Origin of the sequence: Ralstonia condita (genome assembly GCF_958405655.1) — a bacterium.
GTDB classification, from domain to species: Bacteria; Pseudomonadota; Gammaproteobacteria; order Burkholderiales; family Burkholderiaceae; genus Ralstonia; species Ralstonia condita.
Window position 1 is genome coordinate 92,035 of record NZ_CATYWO010000004.1, and the last position, 19,871, is coordinate 111,905.

At 65.2% G+C, this 19,871-nt stretch carries 26 protein-coding genes; 23 read left to right on the forward strand and 3 right to left on the reverse strand.

Translation table 11 applies throughout. The features are described from left to right. The first annotated feature begins 7 nt into the window (after window positions 1–7). The 10 genes from R2N03_RS14160 to R2N03_RS14205 all read left to right on the forward strand — a co-directional run bounded on the left by R2N03_RS14160 (window position 8) and on the right by R2N03_RS14205 (window position 8,895). Complete coding sequence (locus R2N03_RS14160; RefSeq protein WP_024973180.1) at window positions 8–862, forward strand: P63C domain-containing protein; 855 nt, start codon at window positions 8–10, stop codon at window positions 860–862. Next, complete coding sequence (locus tag R2N03_RS14165; protein WP_024973181.1) at window positions 859–1,359, forward strand: DUF6511 domain-containing protein; 501 nt, start codon at window positions 859–861, stop codon at window positions 1,357–1,359. Before R2N03_RS14160 ends, R2N03_RS14165 begins: the two co-directional genes overlap by 4 nt. After that, window positions 1,356–2,093 (forward strand): PD-(D/E)XK nuclease family protein, encoded by a 738-nt coding sequence (locus tag R2N03_RS14170; RefSeq protein ID WP_024973182.1) that lies wholly within the window; start codon window positions 1,356–1,358, stop codon window positions 2,091–2,093. Before R2N03_RS14165 ends, R2N03_RS14170 begins: the two co-directional genes overlap by 4 nt. Beyond that, window positions 2,090–2,344 carry a hypothetical protein gene (locus R2N03_RS14175; protein ID WP_024973183.1) on the forward strand — a complete coding sequence of 85 codons (255 nt, stop codon included), beginning with the start codon at window positions 2,090–2,092 and terminating at the stop codon, window positions 2,342–2,344. Before R2N03_RS14170 ends, R2N03_RS14175 begins: the two co-directional genes overlap by 4 nt. Next, window positions 2,341–4,632 (forward strand): phage/plasmid primase, P4 family, encoded by a 2,292-nt coding sequence (locus tag R2N03_RS14180; protein WP_024973184.1) that lies wholly within the window; start codon window positions 2,341–2,343, stop codon window positions 4,630–4,632. Before R2N03_RS14175 ends, R2N03_RS14180 begins: the two co-directional genes overlap by 4 nt. A 128-nt stretch (window positions 4,633–4,760) precedes the next feature. Continuing rightward, window positions 4,761–5,225, forward strand: coding sequence for a crossover junction endodeoxyribonuclease RuvC (locus R2N03_RS14185; protein WP_024973185.1), 465 nt, complete (start codon window positions 4,761–4,763; stop codon window positions 5,223–5,225). Between the two features lies 1 nt (window position 5,226). Next, window positions 5,227–5,436: a hypothetical protein gene (locus R2N03_RS14190; protein ID WP_024973186.1), complete on the forward strand. Its 210-nt coding sequence runs from the start codon at window positions 5,227–5,229 to the stop codon at window positions 5,434–5,436. After that, a complete protein-coding gene (locus R2N03_RS14195) occupies window positions 5,429–5,845 on the forward strand; it encodes a DUF6362 family protein (protein ID WP_024973187.1) in 417 nt (138 codons plus the stop codon). Before R2N03_RS14190 ends, R2N03_RS14195 begins: the two co-directional genes overlap by 8 nt. A gap of 357 nt (window positions 5,846–6,202) precedes the next feature. After that, window positions 6,203–7,636 carry a site-specific DNA-methyltransferase gene (locus R2N03_RS14200; RefSeq protein ID WP_024973188.1) on the forward strand — a complete coding sequence of 478 codons (1,434 nt, stop codon included), beginning with the start codon at window positions 6,203–6,205 and terminating at the stop codon, window positions 7,634–7,636. Then, window positions 7,633–8,895 carry a site-specific DNA-methyltransferase gene (locus R2N03_RS14205; RefSeq protein ID WP_024973189.1) on the forward strand — a complete coding sequence of 421 codons (1,263 nt, stop codon included), beginning with the start codon at window positions 7,633–7,635 and terminating at the stop codon, window positions 8,893–8,895. Before R2N03_RS14200 ends, R2N03_RS14205 begins: the two co-directional genes overlap by 4 nt. On the opposite strand, the gene R2N03_RS14210 is transcribed toward R2N03_RS14205, so the two are convergent. The 3 genes from R2N03_RS14210 to R2N03_RS14220 form a co-directional block, all read right to left on the reverse strand. Then, window positions 8,859–9,227, reverse strand: coding sequence for a hypothetical protein (locus R2N03_RS14210; RefSeq protein ID WP_024973190.1), 369 nt, complete (start codon window positions 9,225–9,227; stop codon window positions 8,859–8,861). The genes R2N03_RS14205 and R2N03_RS14210 overlap by 37 nt on opposite strands. A 97-nt stretch (window positions 9,228–9,324) precedes the next feature. Next, a complete protein-coding gene (locus tag R2N03_RS14215; RefSeq protein ID WP_024973191.1) occupies window positions 9,325–9,888 on the reverse strand; it encodes a DUF3489 domain-containing protein in 564 nt (187 codons plus the stop codon). Window positions 9,889–9,981: 93 nt separating this feature from the next. After that, the gene (locus tag R2N03_RS14220) at window positions 9,982–10,188 is read right to left on the reverse strand and encodes a DUF6900 domain-containing protein (RefSeq protein WP_024973192.1); all 207 of its coding nucleotides are present in this window, start codon (window positions 10,186–10,188) and stop codon (window positions 9,982–9,984) included. A 106-nt stretch (window positions 10,189–10,294) separates the two neighbouring features. Between R2N03_RS14220 and R2N03_RS14225 the strand changes: the two genes are divergently transcribed. Genes R2N03_RS14225 through R2N03_RS14285 form a run of 13 tightly spaced genes read left to right on the forward strand, consistent with a single transcriptional unit; the run spans window position 10,295 to window position 19,864 of the window. Then, on the forward strand, window positions 10,295–10,861 hold the full coding sequence (locus R2N03_RS14225; RefSeq protein WP_024973193.1) for a hypothetical protein: 567 nt from the start codon (window positions 10,295–10,297) through the stop codon (window positions 10,859–10,861). Beyond that, a complete protein-coding gene (locus tag R2N03_RS14230; protein ID WP_024973194.1) occupies window positions 10,861–12,819 on the forward strand; it encodes a phage terminase large subunit family protein in 1,959 nt (652 codons plus the stop codon). The genes R2N03_RS14225 and R2N03_RS14230 overlap by 1 nt, the downstream gene beginning before the upstream one ends. A 30-nt stretch (window positions 12,820–12,849) precedes the next feature. Continuing rightward, window positions 12,850–13,341, forward strand: coding sequence for a hypothetical protein (locus R2N03_RS14235; protein ID WP_024973195.1), 492 nt, complete (start codon window positions 12,850–12,852; stop codon window positions 13,339–13,341). Next, entirely contained in the window at window positions 13,341–13,733 is a 393-nt protein-coding gene (locus tag R2N03_RS14240; RefSeq protein ID WP_024973196.1) for a hypothetical protein, read from the forward strand. Before R2N03_RS14235 ends, R2N03_RS14240 begins: the two co-directional genes overlap by 1 nt. Beyond that, complete coding sequence (locus R2N03_RS14245; RefSeq protein WP_024973197.1) at window positions 13,733–13,954, forward strand: phage head-tail joining protein; 222 nt, start codon at window positions 13,733–13,735, stop codon at window positions 13,952–13,954. Before R2N03_RS14240 ends, R2N03_RS14245 begins: the two co-directional genes overlap by 1 nt. Continuing rightward, window positions 13,954–15,465, forward strand: a complete 1,512-nt coding sequence (locus tag R2N03_RS14250) for a phage portal protein (RefSeq protein ID WP_024973198.1) — start codon at window positions 13,954–13,956, stop codon at window positions 15,463–15,465. The genes R2N03_RS14245 and R2N03_RS14250 overlap by 1 nt, the downstream gene beginning before the upstream one ends. A 33-nt stretch (window positions 15,466–15,498) precedes the next feature. Next, the gene (locus R2N03_RS14255; RefSeq protein ID WP_024973199.1) at window positions 15,499–16,734 is read left to right on the forward strand and encodes a S49 family peptidase; all 1,236 of its coding nucleotides are present in this window, start codon (window positions 15,499–15,501) and stop codon (window positions 16,732–16,734) included. A 1-nt stretch (window position 16,735) separates the two neighbouring features. Next, the gene (locus tag R2N03_RS14260) at window positions 16,736–17,113 is read left to right on the forward strand and encodes a head decoration protein (protein WP_024973200.1); all 378 of its coding nucleotides are present in this window, start codon (window positions 16,736–16,738) and stop codon (window positions 17,111–17,113) included. A 2-nt stretch (window positions 17,114–17,115) separates the two neighbouring features. Then, window positions 17,116–18,129 carry a major capsid protein gene (locus tag R2N03_RS14265; protein ID WP_024973201.1) on the forward strand — a complete coding sequence of 338 codons (1,014 nt, stop codon included), beginning with the start codon at window positions 17,116–17,118 and terminating at the stop codon, window positions 18,127–18,129. Beyond that, window positions 18,126–18,431, forward strand: a complete 306-nt coding sequence (locus tag R2N03_RS14270) for a head-tail joining protein (protein ID WP_235202017.1) — start codon at window positions 18,126–18,128, stop codon at window positions 18,429–18,431. Before R2N03_RS14265 ends, R2N03_RS14270 begins: the two co-directional genes overlap by 4 nt. Window positions 18,432–18,435: 4 nt before the next feature. Beyond that, complete coding sequence (locus R2N03_RS14275) at window positions 18,436–18,882, forward strand: hypothetical protein (RefSeq protein ID WP_024973203.1); 447 nt, start codon at window positions 18,436–18,438, stop codon at window positions 18,880–18,882. A 5-nt stretch (window positions 18,883–18,887) separates the two neighbouring features. After that, complete coding sequence (locus tag R2N03_RS14280; protein ID WP_024973204.1) at window positions 18,888–19,115, forward strand: DUF7210 family protein; 228 nt, start codon at window positions 18,888–18,890, stop codon at window positions 19,113–19,115. Next, complete coding sequence (locus R2N03_RS14285) at window positions 19,112–19,864, forward strand: phage tail tube protein (RefSeq protein WP_024973205.1); 753 nt, start codon at window positions 19,112–19,114, stop codon at window positions 19,862–19,864. Before R2N03_RS14280 ends, R2N03_RS14285 begins: the two co-directional genes overlap by 4 nt. Window positions 19,865–19,871: the final 7 nt, after the last annotated feature.

Below are 19,871 nucleotides of genomic sequence, written 5' to 3' on the forward strand. Positions count from 1 at the left end.
GACGGCTATGAATGCATCCGTCCTCACTGCCAGTCACTACGGCGTCGTGCGCTTCGGCGATCTGCAATGCGAGGCCGTCGTCCTCAAGGGCGGCGAGCGTGGCTACGTTCGTCGTCAACTGGCCAAGCTGCTGGGCTTCCACGAAACGCACAAGGGTGGCCGATTTGCCCGGTTTCTTGCCGACTTCGCTCCTAACTCCTTGTCGGCATTGGAGAAAACTCGTGAGCCGATTCTGTTGCCGTCAGGTCGGCAGGCGCAGTTCTTCCCGGCCGGGATCATTGCCGACGTCGCGTCGGCGGTGGTCAGCGCGGCCATCAACGGCACGCTGCACAAGGCCCGCCAGGGCATCGTGCCCAATTGCATGAAGATCATGCGCGCGCTGGCCACCACCGGCGAGGTCGCGCTGATCGACGAGGCGACGGGCTACCAGTACCACCGCGCGCCTGACGCGCTGCAGGAACTGATCTCCAAGCTGCTGCGCCAGTCGTGCTCTTCGTGGGAGCGCCGCTTCCACCCGGACTACTACCGCGCCCTCTACCGGCTGTTCGGCTGGAAGTACCAGGGCCACGACCAGAACCCGCCCCACGTTGTCGGTCAGATCACGCAGCGCTGGGTCTACGGCCCGGTGCTGCCCGCCACGCTGATCGACGAGATTCGCGCCCGCAAGGGCATCTCGCAGAAGCACCACCAGTGGCTGTCCGATCAGGGCCTCGCCCGTCTGGAAACGCAGATTCACGCGGTCACCGCCATTGCGCGCAGCTCGACCTGCTACCGCGACTTCGACCGCCGCTGTGAAGCGGCCTTCGCTGGCGGCGCGCTGCAGCTGGCGCTGCTGGCCGAAGACTTTGAGGAGGGGGCGTGAAATGCTGGGTCTGCAAACGACAGGCCCGGGGATTCGGTCACACCGACAACCGACACGGTGTCGGCGATCCCCGGCGCTACCCCATCGACTGGGTGTTCTGCTCGCAGCGCTGCCAATCCGCGTTCCACGCGATGTACGGCAACTGGCTGCGCGCCAAGGATGGTCGCAGCGACATCAAGGGGGTCGCCATGATCGATCCCTCTGATATCGAGCTGGCCGCAATGCGCAAGTGCCTCAAGTCCTTCGGCGAGGCGGCAGGAGAGATCGGCTTCACCAAACCGCTGGGCAACTACTCAGAAGCCGAGGCGCTGCAGGTGATCGACGCCATCGTCACGTGCTACACCAAGGCGATGGTTGAGCACCACGAGGCGAGCAAGTACCCGCCCGTGCGCGGCATGACGCCGACGCCCGACCCCATGACACCGAGTGCAGCCAATCCGTTCGCGGATCTGGAGGACGACCTGCCTTGGGAAGAACCGAAGGGGAAGAAGCCATGATGGACTTCAACTCCACTTCGAGCATCTCGGGCCAGATCACTGCGCTGGTCGACGCCGGGATGCAGCGGGCGCGAGCCCAGCAGTCCGAGCGCCAGTACCTTGGTGCCTCGCGGTTGGGCGCTGCCTGCGAGCGTGCGCTGCAGTTTGAGTACGCCAAGGCTCCCGTCGATCACGGCCGGGACACCCCGGGCCGGATGCTGCGCATCTTCGAGCGCGGCCACGTCATGGAGGACTGCATGGTCGCGTGGCTGCGCGACGCCGGTTTCGACTTGCGTACCCGCAGGGCCGATGGCGAGCAGTTTGGCTTCTCCGTGGCTGATGGCCGTCTGCAGGGCCACATCGACGGCGTCATCGTCGATGGCCCGGAGGGCTTTGCCTACCCGGCGCTCTGGGAAAACAAGTGCCTCGGCATGAAGTCCTGGCGCGAGCTGGAGAAGAACCGGCTCGCCGTGGCCAAGCCCGTATACGCCGCGCAAGTGGCGATCTACCAAGCCTATCTCGAACTGCACGAGCACCCGGCGATCTTCACGGCGCTCAACGCCGACACGATGGAGATCTACACCGAGGCCGTGCCCTTTGACGCAGCCCTGGCCCAGCGAATGTCTGATCGGGCGGTGAAGGTCATCACGGCGACCGAAGCGGGAGATCTCCTGCCGCGCGCCTTCAATGACCCGACCCACTTCGAGTGCCGGATGTGCGCGTGGCAAGACCGCTGCTGGAGAACACAAGCATGACCGACAACAACACCCCGGCCACCGGCATCGAGCCGATGATCGATGCCAAGCAGGCGGCCGCCGCGTTGCGCCTGCCGTACTACTGGTTCGCCGACCACGCGATGCGCACCAAGTACCGGATTCCGCACTACCTGATGGGTGGTCTGGTGCGCTACCGGCTGTCCGAACTCTCTGCGTGGGCCACGCGTACCACCGCCGTTCAGGGCCGTGATTCCCATGATGCGGACGCACCTGTCGAGGGAGCCGAATGATCGACTTCAACGACACCACCCAACCTGCGGAGCACAACAGGGAATCTGAACGAGACGAGATTCGCGCCGACTTGCTTGCGCGTCTGGAGTCGGTGCTGACCACGATGTTTCCGGCTGGCAAGAAGCGCCGTGGCAAGTTCCTGATCGGCGACATCCTCGGCAGTCCAGGTGACAGCCTCGAGGTGGTGCTGGAAGGTGAGAAGGCCGGTCTGTGGACGGATCGTGCCACCGGCGATGGCGGCGACATCTTCGCCCTGATCGCGGCCTATCTCGGTGCGAACGTCCACACCGATTTCCCTCGCGTGCTGGATGAAGCTGCCGATCTGCTCGGGCGGTCGCGGTCGGTGCCAGTGCGCAAGGCGAAGAAGGAAGCGCCTGTCGACGACCTCGGCCCGGCTACGGCGAAGTGGGACTACTTCGATGCCGGTGGCAAGCTGATCGCCGTCGTCTACCGCTATGACCCACCGGGAGGCAAGAAGGAATTCCGACCGTGGGACGCGAAGCGCCGCAAGATGGCCCCGCCTGAGCCGCGCCCGCTGTTCAACCAGCCGGGCGTCGCTGCGGCCAGCCACGTCGTCCTGGTCGAGGGCGAGAAGTGCGCGCAGGCCTTGATCGCCAGCGGCGTGGTGGCCACCACCGCCATGCACGGTGCCAATGCCCCGGTCGACAAGACCGACTGGTCGCCACTGGCTGGCAAGACGGTGCTGATCTGGCCCGACCGCGATGCGCCAGGGTGGGACTACGCCGACCGCGCGTCGCAGGCGATCTTGCAGGCAGGCGCGACCTCGGTCGCCATCCTCATGCCACCCGACGACAAGCCGGAGGGGTGGGACGCTGCAGATGCCATTCCCGAAGGTTTCGATGTCGGTGGCTTTCTGGCCGTCGGCGAGCGGATGCCGGTGATGCGCTCGGTGGAGGAAGCGCCTTCGCCAGACTTGCTGACGGGCATTGATTGGACGACCGAGGATGGCCTGTCCAGCGCTTTCACCCGCCGCTATGGCGAAGACTGGCGCTACTGTGCCCTGTGGGGCAAGTGGCTGGTCTGGACGGGTGTGCGCTGGAATCCCGATCAGGTGCTCTACGTGTCGCATCTTTCCAGGGGCATCTGCCGCAACGCCTCGCTGAAAGCGGACACGCCGAGGCTCAAGGGCAAGCTGGCCAGTTCCGCCACGATTTCGTCGGTTGAAAAGATCGCGCGCTCTGACCCGAAGCACGCATCCACCGCCGAGGAATGGGACGCCGATGTCTGGGCGCTGAACACCCCCGGTGGCGTGGTCGATCTACGCACCGGCCGGATGCGCCCGCACCGGCGGGACGACCGAATGACCAAGGTGACCACGGCTACTCCGCAGGGCAATCCGGACAGCGCTTGCCCGACGTGGCGAGCCTTCCTCACGGATGTCACCGGTGGCGACGCCGATCTGATGGCCTACCTGCAGCTGATGGTTGGCTACTGCCTGACGGGCGTCACCAGCGAACACGCGCTGTTCTTCTTGTACGGCACGGGCGCGAACGGCAAGTCGGTGTTCGTCAACGTGCTGACCACCATCCTGGGCGACTACGCGGCCAACGCGCCGATGGACACGTTCATGGAGGCGCGAAACGACCGGCACCCCACCGATCTCGCAGGGCTGCGCGGCGCACGCTTCGTGTCATCCATCGAAACCGAGCAAGGGCGGCGCTGGAACGAGTCCAAGGTCAAGGCCATCACCGGTGGCGACAAGGTGTCCGCGCGCTTTATGCGCCAGGACTTCTTCGAGTACCTGCCGCAGTTCAAGTTGGTGATCGCGGGCAATCACAAGCCGTCGATCCGCAATGTCGACGAGGCCATGAAGCGCCGACTGCACCTGATCCCGTTCACGGTGACGATCCCGCCCGAGCGCCGCGACGGCAGGCTGACCGAGAAGTTGCTCAAGGAGCGCGATGGGATTTTGGCGTGGGCCGTCGAGGGCTGCAGCCGCTGGCAGCGCCAGGGCTTGAAGCCGCCCGCCAGCGTGGTGTCGGCGACCGAGGAGTATTTCGAGGCCGAGGATGCGCTCGGGCAGTGGATCGAAGAACGCTGTCTGCTGGCCAAGTCCCACCGCGAAGGCGTCTCCGAACTGTTCGCCGACTGGCGCGAATGGGCCGAGCGAGCGGGCGAGTACGTGGGTTCGGTCAAGCGGTTCTCGGAGCTGATGGCGACTCGCAAGTTCGAGAAGTGTCGGCTGACCGGAGGGGCTCGCGCCATCGCGGGCATCGCCCTCAGGCCCAAGCCGTACAGCAACGCCTACCCCTACCGCGATGACTGACCAATCCGGGCGAGTGACGGATTTGACGGGTTTCCTGATTGACGCTCTACACGTGCGCGCACGTAAAGGACGTTGTCCTGACAACCCGTCGCATCCGTCACTCGCCCACCCAACACGGAGTAAAGACGATGAACACGACAATCCTGGCCCTTGATCTGGGCACACACACCGGGTGGGCTCTGCAGCACCTGGACGGCACCATCACCAGCGGCACGGAGCACTTTAAGCCGCAGCGATTCGAAGGCGGCGGAATGCGATTCCTTCGATTCAAGCGCTGGCTCAACGAACTCCTCTCGGCCAGCAATCACATCAACGCGGTGTTCTTCGAGGAAGTTCGGCGGCACGCGGGCGTTGATGCGGCGCACGCCTACGGCGGCTTCATGGGGCACCTGACCGCGTGGTGTGAGCATCACAACATTCCGTACCAGGGCGTTCCGATCGGCACGATCAAGAAGCACGCGACCGGCAAAGGCAATGCGGGCAAGGACGAAATGATCACGTCCGTCCGCGAACGTGGTCACACCCCAGTCGATGACAACGAGGCCGACGCGCTGGCCCTGCTGCATTGGGCCATCGAGACGCAGGAGGTGTGACGTGAAGGTGCCGACACCCCAATACCGCTGCCCCCTTGGTCGGCTGCAGCCGCAAGCCACGGATCTGGACGCCATCAAGGAACGTGGCTGGCGTGACCAGCACATCCTGGTGGTCAACGCCTCCGACGACCGTCTGGACTTCATCGAGCGCGAGATCGTGCGACGCATTGGTGAACGCCTGTACGGGCTGGGAGGGACGCGTCATGGCTGAGTGGACAACCGACGACGTGGCAGCACGCTTCGAAGAGGCCGCCACCACCGGACGACGCCTGCCCCCTGTACGTGTGCAGGGCTACTTCAATTGCTGGCCCGCCTTCGTTCGCAAGGAGTGGGAAGCCTTTGCTGCCGACGAGAAGGTGTACAGACCCTTCCCACCAAGCCCCGAGGCCATCGACCGGATGCTGGAGACGATGCGCTGGGTGCAGTGGCTCGAGGTCGAGCAGCGCCACCTCGTGTGGATGCGGGCCAAGCGCTACGGCTGGAGGGACATCACGATTCGCTTTGCCTGCGACCGGACGACGGCGTGGCGGCGTTGGCAGAGGGCAATGGAGATCGTGGCGGCGAACCTCAACAGCGAAGGCGTGCGGTTGCCTTCCAAAAACGTGGGCAATTTAGGGTAATGCTTGCCGCGCTTGTCCCTGCTTTGCCTTGCTTGTCCGTTTCGAGGCCCGGCAGTTCTGCAACAAAACAGCCCGGTCGGGGGTAGTATTTCGGCTATCTTCTGGACAGCGGTGACGGTTGAGGCCGAGCGCTTGGCAATAGGCCCAGGCAAAAGGGGTCCTTCCTTCCCAAATCGCAATGCGGGGGGCGCGAGCGCGACGCTTTTTTAGCGTCAGGGCGCGGGCAAGGTTACCAGTCGGCCAGGTTACCGGCCCCGGTTACCACCCCCAGGCGCAGTTACCACGCCACCAGAATCTTTATTCACCCAACCCGCCCGGCGGCAACGCTCGGCGGGTTTTGCTTTTGGGACTTCCACTTTGAACACGCTCAACGTCGAGTACCGCAAGGTCGAGGCGCTGATTCCCTACGCCCGCAATCCGCGCACGCACGCCGAGAGCCAGATCGCCAAGATCGCGGCCAGCATCGTCGAGTACGGCTGGACGAACCCGATCCTGGTCGATGGCGACAACGGCATCATCGCCGGGCACGGGCGTCTGGCCGCTGCGCGCAAGCTCGGGCTGGATCAGGTGCCGGTGATTGAACTGGCCCATCTGACCGTCGCGCAGAAGCGGGCACTGGTGATCGCCGACAACCGGCTGGCACTGGATGCGGGCTGGGACGAGGAGATGCTGGCCCTGGAACTGGCCGATCTGTCCGAGGCCGGATACGACCTCGCTCTGACCGGTTGCGAGGATGCCGAGATCGAGGCACTGCTCACCGGTGACGTGACCGACGCCGACGCCGATGCCGATGCCGATGCCGACGCAGAGCCGGACACCGAGGAACCGGATGCCGCAGACGACGTGCCGGAAGCACCCGTCGTGGCGGTGTCTCGCCCCGGCGATGTCTGGGCCATCGGCGCGCACCGCCTGATCTGTGGCGACGCCACCGACCGGGACGTGGTCGCTTCGCTGATGCAGGGTGAAGTCTCTCGCCTGTGCTTCACCTCGCCACCCTACGGCAACCAGCGCGACTACACCTCAGGTGGCATCTCCGATTGGGACGGCCTGATGCGCGGCGTGTTCGCGCACCTGCCGATGGCAGGCGACGGTCAGGTGCTGGTCAACCTGGGTCTGATCCACCGCGATAACGAAGTGATCCCGTACTGGGACGCTTGGCTATCCTGGATGCGCCAGCAGGGCTGGCGGCGCTTTGCATGGTACGTCTGGGATCAGGGGCCGGGGATGCCCGGCGATTGGGCAGGCCGCTTCGCGCCGAGCTTCGAGTTCGTCTTCCACTTCAACCGGGAGAGCCGCAAGCCGAACAAGATCGTCCCCTGCAAGCACGCCGGCCAGGAATCCCACCTGCGCGCCGACGGGTCGTCCACCGCGATGCGCGGCAAGGATGGCGAGGTGGGCGGCTGGACGCACAAGGGGCTGCCCACGCAAGACACCCGCATCCCCGACTCGGTGATCCGCGTGATGCGCCACAAGGGCAAGATCGGCCAGGACATCGACCACCCAGCCGTGTTCCCGGTGGCGCTGCCGGAGTTCGTGATCGAGGCCTACACGGATGCGGGCGATGTCGTGTTCGAGCCCTTCGGCGGCAGCGGCACGACGATGCTGGCCGCCGAGCGCACAGGCCGCATCTGCCGAAGCGTTGAAATCGCTCCGGAGTACGTGGACGTCGCCATCAAACGCTTCCAGCAGAACCACCCCGGCGTGCCGGTCACCTTGATCGCCACCGGCCAGTCCTTCGGGCAGGTGGCTGCTGAGCGCGCCACCACCCTGGATGCCGAGGTGATGGCATGAACTGGCTGGCCGACAAGATCGAACAGTGGCCCACCGGCAAGTTGCTGCCCTACGCCCGCAACGCGCGCACCCATTCCGAGGAGCAGGTGGCGCAGATCGCTGCCAGCATCGCGGAGTTTGGATTCACCAATCCGATCCTGGCGGGCAGTGACGGCATCATCGTCGCTGGCCACGGACGGCTCGCCGCCGCCCAGAAGCTGGGTCTGGAGCGGGTGCCGGTCGTCGTACTGGATCATCTGAGCCCGACGCAGCGCCGGGCCCTAGTCATTGCAGACAACCGCATCGCCGAGAACGCGGGCTGGGACGACACGATGCTGCGGATCGAACTCGAAGCCTTGCAGCTCGATGGTTTCGATCTGGACATCACCGGGTTCGACGCCGACGCACTGGCCGAACTGATCGCGGGTGACGAGCCGGACAACGAGGGGCAGACCGCTGAGGATGCGGTGCCCGAAGTCAGCGAGACGCCCATCTCGCGTCCGGGCGATGTCTGGATCATGGGCCAGCACCGGCTGCTTTGCGGCGACTCAACCGTGGCCGAGAGCTACGACCGCCTGATGCAAGGCGCGTTGGCGGATATGGTCTTCACCGACCCGCCGTACAACGTGAACTACGCCAACAGCGCCAAGGACAAGATGCGCGGTAAGGATCGCGCGATCCTGAACGACAACCTGGGGGATGGCTTCTACGACTTCCTGCTGGCAGCGCTGACGCCCACAGTGGCGCATTGCCGGGGCGGCATTTACGTGGCGATGTCCTCCAGCGAGCTGGATGTGCTGCAGGCTGCCTTCCGCGCCGCCGGTGGCAAATGGTCGACTTTCATCATCTGGGCCAAGAACACCTTCACGCTGGGTCGTGCCGACTACCAGCGCCAGTACGAGCCGATCCTCTATGGATGGCCCGAGGGGGCGACACGCCACTGGTGTGGTGACCGCGACCAGGGCGACGTCTGGAACATCAAGAAGCCGCAGAAGAACGACCTGCACCCGACGATGAAACCGGTCGAGCTGGTCGAGCGCGCGATCCGCAATTCGAGCCGCCCCGGCAACGTGGTGCTCGATCCCTTCGGTGGCTCTGGCACGACGCTGATCGCGGCGGAAAAGTCAGGCCGCATCGCGCGGCTGATCGAACTCGATCCGAAGTACGTTGATGTGATCGTGCGTCGGTGGGAAGATTTCACCGGGAAGCAGGCTACCCGCGAGGCGGATGGCGCGTTGCTTGATCAGGCGGCGAGCGACTCGTCGACGATCTCGCAGTGAATCACAAAGCCCGTCAGGTAAGGCAGGCCGCGCGGGATGCCGTATTGCTTGCTGGTCTGGCGGCCAATCGTCCAGCCCATCCAGCGTTGGGTGGCGGCGTTGATCGCGCCCGCCAGGGGCTGGCCCTGATAGAGCCCGTTCTGGACGTCGTCTGCAAAATGGCGTCCGTGGCGGCTGTCGAGGAAGACCTGAACCGATTCGAGGGGCTGGCTGGTGGCGTCCGAGATGGCGGTCATCGCCAGGGGCCATGCGGCGCTGGCGTGTTCGTTCATCGTGCCCCAAAAGCCCCAGGCTTCGTTCTGGGTGGCGGGGATCTGCGTGGTGGTGTTCATTTCTGGCTCCTTCGGGTTGATCGTTGCGACACCCGTAGTAACGCGCTGTTCGATTGAGAAGCCAAGCGCCGCTTGGCCTCTTTTTCGATCATTCTGATCAGGCGATGCGGTAGACCCGCTCGCCGCCCTGCGGCTTGTCCGACACGATGGTCAGGCCCAGCTTCTTCTTGAAGGCCCCGGCAAAGGTGCCGCGCACCGTGTGTGCCTGCCAACCGGTGGCGGTGCAGATCTGGCCGATGGTTGCGCCTTCGGGGCGTTGCAGCATCCGGATCACTTCGGCTTGCTTGCTGTTGTCGCGGGTGCGCGGCTTGGCCCACGTTGCTTCGGCGGCGGTTACGGCGGCTTCCAGTTCGGGATCACTCGCGGCGGCTTGCGCGCCTTCAGCGTTGGCGATGATCTGGTCGAGATGGGCTTCGAACGGACCGATGCTGTTCCTGTTTACGCCGGGGCGCGGCATACCCAGGGCGTCGTAGCCCTCGGCGGCGACGAACCAGTCAGTGCCGTCGGTGGTGATCAGGGCACGGTTGAACAACCCGTCGAGCACCTTCTTGCGCGCGCCGCCTTTGATGTTGTCGGGGAACCAGTCGATCTTGCCTGCGCTGGTGTTGATGGCTTTTGCCAGGATGGCGTGTTGGGCCGGGGTCAGGTTGGTGGTGGTCATGGGCTGCTCCTTCGGGGGGTGGATGACGATGTGATGAACGCGCTGTCTGGGACTGAAGCCAAGCGCTTTCTGCTTGGCTTCGTCGGTTTCCAATCAGTCCTTGGCGATTTCTGCGTCCGAGGCCTTCGGGCTCGATACGCCAAATTCGACGCCCGCCTTGAAGGCCGCTTCCAACGCGTCCTTGAGGCACCAAACCGCCGTGTCGTGGAAGTCGAGGCTGTCGGCGTTGCGGGTTTGCAGGGTTTCGATGCCGAGATGCTTCTGGGCGATGAGGGTGAGGATGGTGTCGATCTGGCTCATGGCGTTTTCCTTTCGGGGTTGGTTGGCGTGACGTGATGAACGCGCTGTTCCCGATGGAAGCCAAGCTCAATCTGCCGACATGACGAACAAATGAGTGAAGGTGACGATGGGACTCTCGATTCGCGCCTACGCGCGCCACCGTGGCGTGTCGCACGTGGCCGTGAAAAAGGCCATCGACACCGGGCGGATCACACCGCTGCCTGACGGCACGATTGATCCGGACACGGCGGACGCCCAGTGGGCACAAAACACATTGCAGCCGCGCAGCGCCGCTGCGCCAGAGAAGGTCAGCACTGCGAAAGCGCGGCGCGTGGCCGCGACGGACGAAGCAGCAACGCAGCGCGATGCCGTCGACGCCAGCACAGCGCCGATGTCGGCCAGTGGCACCTCGCTCTTGCAAGCGCGCACGGTCAACGAGGTGCTCAAAGCCAAGCTCAACAACCTGGAGCTGGCGCACCGCAAGAAGGAACTGGTGGATCGGGCGCAGGCCGTGGCACACGTTTTCAAGCTCGCGCGCATCGAGCGTGATGCGTGGTTGAACTGGCCTGCGCGCGTCTCCGGCCAGATGGCGTCCACGCTCGGCATCGACGCGCACCAGATGCACGTGGCGCTCGAATCTGCCGTGCGCGAGCACTTGATTGAGTTGGGCGAGTTGCGTCCGCGCGTTGATTGATGACGATGGACTACGAAGGCGCGCAGGAAATCGAACGGGCGTGGCGCGATGGGCTCACTCCCGACCCGCTGCTCACGGTATCGGAATGGTCAGATCGCCACAGGATGCTCTCCAGCAAGGCGTCTGCCGAGCCGGGGCGCTGGCGCACCAGCCGCACGCCCTACCTGAAGGCGATCATGGATTGCCTGTCGCCGACCTCGTCGGTCGAGCGTGTGGTGTTCATGAAGGCAGCGCAGCTCGGTGCGACCGAGATGGGGTCGAACTGGATCGGCTACGTCATTCACCACGCGCCGGGACCGATGATGGCGGTCTGGCCGACGGTGGAGATGGCCAAGCGCAACTCCAAGCAGCGGATCGACCCGCTGATCGAGGAGTCTGCGGCGCTGGCGGAACTGATCGCACCCGCGCGCAGCCGGGATTCGGGCAACACGATTCTGGCCAAGGAGTTCCGGGGTGGCGTGCTGGTGATGACCGGCGCGAACAGCGCGGTAGGCTTGCGCTCGATGCCGGTGCGCTACCTGTTCCTTGACGAGGTTGACGGGTATCCGCTGGACGTCGAGGGTGAAGGCGATGCGATCTCGCTGGCCGAGGCGCGCACGCGCACCTTTGCCCGGCGCAAGATCTTTATCGTGTCGACGCCGACGATCTCGGGGGCCTCGGCCATCGAACGCGAATACGAGGCCAGCGACCAACGCCGCTACTTCGTGCCGTGCCCACACTGCAACCACCCGCAGTGGTTGCGCTTCGAGCAACTGCGCTGGGATAAGGGGCAACCGGAAACCGCCGCATACATCTGCGAGTCCTGCGACACCGCGATTTCCGAGCACCACAAGACGTGGATGCTGGAGCGTGGCGAATGGCGTTCGATGGCACAGGGCAAGACGGCAGGCTTTCACCTGTCGTCGCTGTACAGCCCGGTGGGCTGGCGCTCCTGGCGTGACATCGCTGCCGCGTGGGAAGCCGCCGTCAACAAGGAGTCGGGATCGGCCGCCGCGATCAAGACCTTCAAGAACACCGAGCTGGGCGAAACCTGGGTCGAGGAAGGCGAAGCGCCCGACTGGCAACGTCTGGTCGAGCGCCGCGAGGAGTACCGCATCGGCAGCGTGCCGCAAGGCGGTCTGCTGCTGGTTGGCGGCGCGGACGTGCAGAAGGATCGCATCGAGGCCTCGGTCTGGGCCTTCGGGCGCGGCAAGGAATCGTGGCTGGTCGAGCATCGCGTGCTGATGGGTGACACCGCCCGCGACGCGGTGTGGAAAGCCCTGGCCGCGATGCTGGCCGAGCAGTGGACGCACGCATCGGGCGCGGCAATGCCGCTGGCGCGCTTCGCGCTGGACACCGGTTTTGCCACGCAGGAAGCCTACGCCTTCGTGCGTGCCTGCCACGATGCGCGCGTGATGGCGGTCAAGGGCGTGCCGCGCGGCGCGGCCCTGATCGGCACGCCCACGGCCATCGATGTCTCGCAGGGCGGCAAGAAGCTGCGCCGGGGCATCAAGGTGTTCACGGTGGCGGGCGGCATCGCCAAGCTGGAGTTCTACAACAACCTGCGCAAGGGCGCGGACGTCGGCGAGGACGGCTTGACCCCGGAGTTTCCTGCCGGGTTCGTCCATCTGCCGAAGATCGACGCCGAGTTCATCCAGCAGCTCTGCGCGGAGCAATTGATCACCCGCCGCGACCGCAACGGCTTCCCGGTGCGCGAGTGGCAAAAGATGCGAGAGCGCAACGAGGCCCTGGACTGCTATGTCTACGCCCGCGCGGCCGCATCCAGCGCGGGACTGGATCGCTTCGAGGAACGCCACTGGCGCGAACTGGAGCGGCAACTGGGGGTAGCACCCCCACCGGATGAGCCACCGCCCATCCACGACATCGAATTGAACGAGGCCACCCCCAGCGGTGGCCTCGCTGCTTCTGGAACCCGCAATACCGGTCGACGCGTCATCCGAAGCCGTTGGCTTCGCTGATGGCCGTCGCCTTCAAACCAAGGAGAACACATGAGTCTTGCCACCCGTATCGAGAGCCTGGTCATCCGGGTCGCCCAAGAGTTCAACGACGTCCGGGCGACCGCAGGCAATCTCGCCAGCCTGTCCACCACCGACAAGTCAAGTCTGGTCGCGGCGATCAACGAGCTGAAGGCGGCGGTGCTTTCCGCCACCGCCATCGACGACAACCAGATCGCCACCTCCACCACCTACTCGTCGAACAAGATCGTGTCGCTACTCGACGCGCTCAAGGCCGACATCCTCGGTGGCGCGGACGCCGCTTACGACACTTTGGTCGAGATCCAGCAGCTCCTGCAGAACGGCAGCACGGGTCTGGACGCGCTCCTGGCCGCCGTCAATCTGCGTGTGCGCTTCGACGCGGCGCAGACCCTGACGGTCGCCGAGCAACTTCAGGCGCGCACCAACATTGGCGCGGTTGCGGCCGTCGATGTTGGCAACACCGACACGGATTTCGTCGTGATCTTCGACGGGGCGCTGGCCTGATGAGCCTCGCGTCCAGCATCGCCGCCCTGGCTGCGCGCATCGGCTTCGAGGTCAAGGCCAAGATCGACGCCACGCACCCTGGACTTGCTCGGGTGTGGGTGAGTTTTGGCTACGTGGGCGGTCAGATCGTGATCGGCAGCGCGCGCAACGTTGCCAGCGTCGTGCGCACGGCGGCGGGCCGGTACCGCGTGCATTTCGCAGCGGCGATGCCGGATGCGAACTACTGCTGGACGGCGCTCGCGCGGAGCAGCACCAACAGCGGCCAGCAGCGTGTGGCTGTCATTCGCGCCAGCTCCGACCTGAAAACGGCCCAGTACGTCGACATCTCTTGCGCGACGACAGCAACGTCGTTCGACGACTCCTCCGAAATCAATCTCGTGGTGTACCGCTGATGGCCTACACAGAAACCCAGCTCCAGGCCCTGGAATCCGCGCTCGCCAAGGGCGAACGGCGTGTGACCTTTGCCGACAAGACGGTCGAGTACCGCTCGGTTGACGAACTGATGGCCGCTATCCGCGAGGTCAGGCGCGGACTGCTGCAGCAGGCGGCTGAAACCGGGTTGCTGCCCGGTGCACCGCGCCAGATCCGTGTCACGACGTCGAAGGGGTTCTGATGGCCTGGTACTCCAAACTCCGTAGCCTTTTTGGTCAGCCTCCCGTCCACGAGGCGGCGGGGCGTGGCCGCCGCTCGCTGGCGTGGATGCCCGGCAACCCCGGCGCGGTCGCCGCGATGCTGGCGACCAACGCCGAACTGCGCGGTAAGAGCCGGGACCTTGTTCGGCGCAATGCATGGGCGCAGGCCGGTATCGAAGCCTTCGTAGCCAATGCGGTCGGCACCGGCATCAAGCCGCAAAGCCTGTCTGGCGACGAACGGTTCAAGGCCGAGGTGCAGGCACTGTGGCGCGATTGGGTCGAGGAAGCCGACGCGGCCGGACAGACCGACTTCTATGGCCTGCAGGCCCTGGCGTGTCGGGCGATGCTCGAAGGTGGCGAATGCCTGATCCGACTGCGGCCACGCCGTCCGGAGGATGGCCTGTCGGTACCCCTGCAGCTCCAGTTGCTGGAGCCCGAGCACCTGCCCATCAACCTGAACACCGATCTGCCGTCCGGCAACGTCGTGCGCTCCGGCATCGAGTTCGACAGCCTGGGGCGTCGCGTGGCCTACCATCTGTACCGCTCGCACCCGGAGGACGGGCGTTTGGCCCCGATGTCGGGCCAGGGCGGGATGGACACGGTGCGCATCGATGCCAAGGAGATCATTCACCTGTTCCGCGTACTGCGCCCAGGCCAGATCCGGGGCGAGCCGTGGCTGTCGCGGGCCCTGGTCAAGCTCAACGAGCTTGACCAGTACGACGATGCTGAGCTGGTGCGCAAGAAGACCGCCGCGATGTTCGCGGGTTTCGTCACGCGCGCCAACCCCGAGGACAACCTGATGGGCGAAGGCGCATCGGACGCCGACGGTATTGCGCTTGCCGGACTGGAGCCGGGCACGCTGCAGATCCTGGAGCCCGGAGAGGACATCAAGTTCTCCGATCCTGCCGACGTTGGCGGTTCGTACTCCGAATTCCTGCGCACACAGTTCCGCGCGGTTGCCGCCGCCATTGGCATCACCTACGAGCAGCTGACCGGTGATCTGACCGGCGTGAACTACTCGTCCATCCGCGCCGGGATGCTGGAGTTCCGGCGTCGCTGCGAGATGGTGCAGCACGGGGTGCTCGTGCATCAGATGTGCCGTCCGGTGTGGGCGGCCTGGATGAAGCAGGCGGTGCTCGCCGGGGCCCTGGATGCCCCGGGCTTCGATCGTGGCGGGCCAGCCCGTCGCCGCCAGTACCTCGCGGTGAAGTGGATTCCCCAGGGCTGGCAGTGGGTCGATCCCGAGAAGGAATTCAAGGCGATGTTGCTGGCTATCCGCGCGGGCCTGATGAGTCGCTCGGAAGCCATCTCGGCCAACGGCTACGACGCCGAAGACGTCGACCGGGAGATCGCCGCCGACAACCAGCGCGCCGACGACCTTGGCCTGATCTTCGATTCCGACCCTCGCTACACGTCGAAGGACGGCGGCAGCGCGGAACCCAACCGCAGCGCCAGCGTGCCTGACGCCACCGGCAGCCAAACGTCTTCCTGACCGGCCGCCAGACCGCCTTCCACAAGGATTCCCATGACCGTGCTACCCCATCTGGCGGCGCGCCTGTTCGGCGTGCCGCTGGCGATCCATCGCCCGAAACTCGACGTCATCCTCTCCGTGCTCGGTGCACGCGTCGGCCTCGCCGACCTCGCTGCGCCCGTGGGCTACACGCCTGCGGCCCGCGCGCTTGGGCCTCCGAGCGGCAAGGTCGCCGTCATTCCGATCCACGGCACGCTGGTGCGCCGAACCTCGGGCATCGAAGCCGAGTCGGGCCTCGCCAGCTACACCGGCATCGCCGCGCAACTGGATGCGGCGCTGGCCAGCCCTGAAATCGCCGCGATCCTGCTCGACATTGATTCGCCCGGTGGCGAGTCGGGCGGCGTGTTCGATCTGGCCGACCGTATCCGAGCGGCGTCGGAAGTGAAGCCCATCTGGGCTGTGGCCAACGACATGGCGTTCTCTGCAGCCTATGCGCTCGCGTCCGCCGCCGCCCGCGTGTTTGTCGCGCGCACCGGCGGCGTCGGCTCGATCGGCGTCATCGCGATGCACGTCGATCAGTCGGTGAAGGACGCTCATGACGGCGTTCGCTACACCGCCGTGTTCGCGGGCGAACGCAAGAACGACCTCAACCCGCACGAACCGATCTCCAACGAAGCCCACGCCGTCCTCAAGGCCGAGGTGGATCGCATCTATGACCTGTTCGTCGAGACGGTCGCGCGCCATCGCGGCCTCGATGCGGACGCCGTGCGCGCCACGGAAGCGGGTCTGTTCTTCGGCCCGGACGCCGTCGCCACCGGTTTGGCCGACGCCGTCGGCAGCCTTGACGACGCGCTTACACAACTCACGCAATCGCTTTCCCCACTCCCGACTCAGGTGGCTACGGCCAGCCAAGCGGGCTTTCTTCGCAACCACCAGATGGAGTCTTTCATGAATGATCGAACCGACCCCGCTGCTTCTGATCGGCCTCTTGCTGATCCTGCTGGCAGTCATCCTCAACCGTCCGCCACCGCCACCGCGCTGAGCGTGGCCGACGCCGTCGAAATCGCCCAGACCTGCACGCTGGCCGGGCGAACCGACCTGATTGCGGGCTTTCTCGAAGCGCAGTCCTCGCCCTCCAAGGTGCGCAGCCAACTGCTTGCGGCGCAGGCCGAAGCCAGTCCCGAAATCACCAGCCGCATCGCCCCCGACGCCGCGCGCCCTGTGGCCAGCAATCCGCTGATCGACGCCGCCAAGCAGATCGCGGCGCAATCCACCAAGAAGGAGATCTGAGATGCCCTCTCTCGCCGAACCTCTGAACCTGGGCGACCTGCTCAAGTACGAAGCCCCAAACCTTTACTCGCGCGACCGCGTCACGGTCGCTTCGGGCCAGAACCTGCCGCTGGGCACGGTGGTCGGCATCGTCACCGCAACGGCCAAGTTCAAACAGCTTGATCCGTCCGCAGAAGACGGCACGCAGGTCGCCGCTGGCGTGCTGCTACAGGCCTGCGACGCCACCTTGATCGACCGTGACGACGGTCTCGTCGTCGCGCGCCACGCCATCGTCGCCCACCATGCGCTCGCGTGGCCCGACGCCATCACCACCGCCGAAAAACTCGCAGCCATCGCGCAACTGAAGGCGCTGGGCGTGCTCGTCCGTCAAGGAGCCTGATCATGAACAACCCTTTCAGCAATCCTGCGTTCTCGATGGCAGCGCTCACCGCCGCCATCAACATCCTGCCCAACCGCTATGGGCGACTGGAAGAACTGAACCTGATGCCGCCCAAGCCAGTGCGTCAGCGCCAGATCATCGTGGAGGAGATGAACGGTGTACTCAACCTGTTGCCCACCTTGCCACCGGGTTCGCCTGGTACGGTTGGCGTACGCGGCAAGCGCAAGCTGCGCTCCTTCGTGGTACCGCACATCCCACACGACGACGTGGTGCTGCCGGAAGAAGTGCAAGGTCTGCGTGCCTTCGGTTCGGAAACGGAAACCGAATCCATCGCCAACGTCGTCGCACGTCACTTGGAGACCATGCGCAACAAGCACGCCATCACGCTGGAGCACCTGCGCATGGGGGCGCTCAAGGGTGTGATCCTCGACGCCGATGGGTCGGAGTTGGTGGATTTGTTTGATGCCTTCGAGATCGATCAGACCGTTGTCGAGTTTCCGTTTTCCAACGAGAAAGGTGACGTCAAAGGCGCCTGTATCGCTACGGCAGCAGCTATCGAAGAAGGTCTCGGTGGTGAGTTCTCAACCGGAATCCACGTGCTGTGCTCGCAGGAGTTCTTTGCAGCGCTGATTGCCCACCCGACGGTAAAAACGGCCTATGCCAATTGGCAAAACGGTGCCATCTTGATCAACGATGTGCGCAAGGGCTTCACCTATGGCGGCATTACCTTCGAGGAGTACCGGGGTAAAGCTGTTGCGAGAATCGGCGAGACCGTTGTCGTGCGCCGTTTCATCGAGGCAGGCGATGCCCACGCCTTCCCGACCGGCACCATCGACACCTTCGGCACCTACTTTGCACCAGCCGACTTCAACGAGACGGTGAATACGCTCGGCCTATCGCTGTACGCCAAGCAGGAGCCGCGCAAGTTTGACCGGGGCACCGACCTGCACACGCAGTCCAACCCGCTGCCGATGTGCCATCGCCCTGGTGTGCTCGTGAAGCTGGTGGCTGCATGATGGGTCTCGTCGAGCAGGTTTATGCCGCCGCTTTGAACGCGGGCCTGCTGCGTGATTGCCGGTGGCAGCCAGCCGGTGGATCTCCGTCGCAGACGCACGCGGTCGGCTTCACGGCACCGGATGATTCCGTATTCGACGGGCTGGCCTCGACCACCGACTATCAGATGTCGTACCCGGCGTCGGTGTTCGTGGGGCTGTCCCCACGCGAGGCGGTCGAGATCGATGGCGTGATCTATCAGGTGCGTAGCACCCGGGCCGTGGGCGACGGCTCGGAGATGCGCGCACAGCTCACCCGGGTGTAGTGCCGTGTCCAGCAACTCGATCCGCGAACAGATCCTGCTCGCGGTGATGGCGGCGGTCCGCACGCCGGTGGAGTCGCTTGGGGCGACCTTGCACCGCTCGCCCACGGTGGCCATCAGCCGGGAGCAATGCCCGGCGCTGGTGGTGTTCCCCGAGTCCGAATCGATCACCGAGCGCGCCAACGACCGTGTCACGCGCGAGCTCACGGTGCGCCTGGTCGCGCTGGCCCGCGCGGTACCTCCCGCCATTCCGGAAACCGAAGCCGACCGGCTGATCACCGCCGCCCACGCCGCGCTGCTGGCCGACCGGAATCTGGGCGGCTTGAGCCTTGGCATCCGCGAGCAGGAATGCGAGTGGGACGTCGAGGACGCCGACGCGGTGGCCGCCGCTATTCCCGCGCGCTACGCGATCACCTACCGGACGCTCGACACCGATCTTTCAACCAAGGGATGACATCCATGACTTCCATCGTTCTGACCCAACCGCACACCCACGCGGGCCAGGCCCACAAGGCGGGCGAACGGCTCGATGTGGATGGCAGCACTGCCGACTGGCTCATCGCCAACGGCATCGCCCGCCACGACCGCCAGCGCGTACCCGAGCCCGAGCCCCAGCCGCAAGGCGACGGCACACCCATTGAGCCCATCCGACCCATCACCACCCAACGCAAGGAACCCAAGCAATGAGCACCTACGCCAGTTTCCAAGGGCGCGTCTTCCTCGGCAAGCGCGACATCGACGGCCTGCCCGTCGAAGTGCGCTCGCCCGGCAACGTCGCCGAGCTGAAGCTCTCCCTCAAGACCGACGTGCTGGAGCACTACGAGAGCCAGACCGGTCAGCGTTCGCTGGATCACCGGATGGTCAAGCAGAAATCGGCCACTGTGAACCTCACCATCGAGGAGTTCACCAAGGAAAACCTCGCGCTGGCGCTGTACGGCAACCACGTCACCGGCAGCACGGGCACTGTGACGGCTGAACCCATTGGCGGCGCGGCTCCGGTGGTCGGCGACCGCTACTTCCTCGCGCACCCCAAGGTCTCGGCACTGGTGGTGACCGATTCGGCAGGCACGCCCGCGACGCTGACCGCAGGCACGCACTACACCGCCGACACCGACTTCGGTGCCCTCCAGTTTCTGGATACCACCGGCTTTACCGCACCGTTCAAGGCGGCCTACAGCTACGGCGTCGCCACCGAGATCGGCATCTTCACGCAGGCGCTGCCCGAGCGTTACCTGCGCCTGGAAGGCATCAACACCGCGCAGGGCAACGCCAAGGTGCTGGTCGAGCTGTACCGCGTGGCCTTCGATCCCTTGAAGGAAATCTCCTTCATCTCGGACGAGTACAACAAATTCGAGCTGGAAGGCTCGCTCCTGGCCGACACCACCAAGCCCTACGACGCGGTGCTCGGCCAGTTTGGCCGCATCGTGCAACTGTGATGGGGAC

Coding starts and splice junctions, on each gene's coding strand:
- R2N03_RS14195 (WP_024973187.1), top strand. CDS start 5,429: ATGGCTGAGTGGACAACCGACGACGTGGCAGCACGCTTCGAAGAGGCC.
- R2N03_RS14215 (WP_024973191.1), bottom strand. CDS start 9,888: ATGACCACCACCAACCTGACCCCGGCCCAACACGCCATCCTGGCAAAA.
- R2N03_RS14245 (WP_024973197.1), top strand. CDS start 13,733: ATGGCCTACACAGAAACCCAGCTCCAGGCCCTGGAATCCGCGCTCGCC.
- R2N03_RS14160 (WP_024973180.1), top strand. CDS start 8: ATGAATGCATCCGTCCTCACTGCCAGTCACTACGGCGTCGTGCGCTTC.
- R2N03_RS14225 (WP_024973193.1), top strand. CDS start 10,295: ATGGGACTCTCGATTCGCGCCTACGCGCGCCACCGTGGCGTGTCGCAC.
- R2N03_RS14235 (WP_024973195.1), top strand. CDS start 12,850: ATGAGTCTTGCCACCCGTATCGAGAGCCTGGTCATCCGGGTCGCCCAA.
- R2N03_RS14285 (WP_024973205.1), top strand. CDS start 19,112: ATGAGCACCTACGCCAGTTTCCAAGGGCGCGTCTTCCTCGGCAAGCGC.
- R2N03_RS14280 (WP_024973204.1), top strand. CDS start 18,888: ATGACTTCCATCGTTCTGACCCAACCGCACACCCACGCGGGCCAGGCC.
- R2N03_RS14175 (WP_024973183.1), top strand. CDS start 2,090: ATGACCGACAACAACACCCCGGCCACCGGCATCGAGCCGATGATCGAT.
- R2N03_RS14240 (WP_024973196.1), top strand. CDS start 13,341: ATGAGCCTCGCGTCCAGCATCGCCGCCCTGGCTGCGCGCATCGGCTTC.
- R2N03_RS14230 (WP_024973194.1), top strand. CDS start 10,861: ATGACGATGGACTACGAAGGCGCGCAGGAAATCGAACGGGCGTGGCGC.
- R2N03_RS14220 (WP_024973192.1), bottom strand. CDS start 10,188: ATGAGCCAGATCGACACCATCCTCACCCTCATCGCCCAGAAGCATCTC.
- R2N03_RS14265 (WP_024973201.1), top strand. CDS start 17,116: ATGAACAACCCTTTCAGCAATCCTGCGTTCTCGATGGCAGCGCTCACC.
- R2N03_RS14260 (WP_024973200.1), top strand. CDS start 16,736: ATGCCCTCTCTCGCCGAACCTCTGAACCTGGGCGACCTGCTCAAGTAC.
- R2N03_RS14185 (WP_024973185.1), top strand. CDS start 4,761: ATGAACACGACAATCCTGGCCCTTGATCTGGGCACACACACCGGGTGG.
- R2N03_RS14205 (WP_024973189.1), top strand. CDS start 7,633: ATGAACTGGCTGGCCGACAAGATCGAACAGTGGCCCACCGGCAAGTTG.
- R2N03_RS14250 (WP_024973198.1), top strand. CDS start 13,954: ATGGCCTGGTACTCCAAACTCCGTAGCCTTTTTGGTCAGCCTCCCGTC.
- R2N03_RS14255 (WP_024973199.1), top strand. CDS start 15,499: ATGACCGTGCTACCCCATCTGGCGGCGCGCCTGTTCGGCGTGCCGCTG.
- R2N03_RS14210 (WP_024973190.1), bottom strand. CDS start 9,227: ATGAACACCACCACGCAGATCCCCGCCACCCAGAACGAAGCCTGGGGC.
- R2N03_RS14180 (WP_024973184.1), top strand. CDS start 2,341: ATGATCGACTTCAACGACACCACCCAACCTGCGGAGCACAACAGGGAA.
- R2N03_RS14270 (WP_235202017.1), top strand. CDS start 18,126: ATGATGGGTCTCGTCGAGCAGGTTTATGCCGCCGCTTTGAACGCGGGC.
- R2N03_RS14170 (WP_024973182.1), top strand. CDS start 1,356: ATGATGGACTTCAACTCCACTTCGAGCATCTCGGGCCAGATCACTGCG.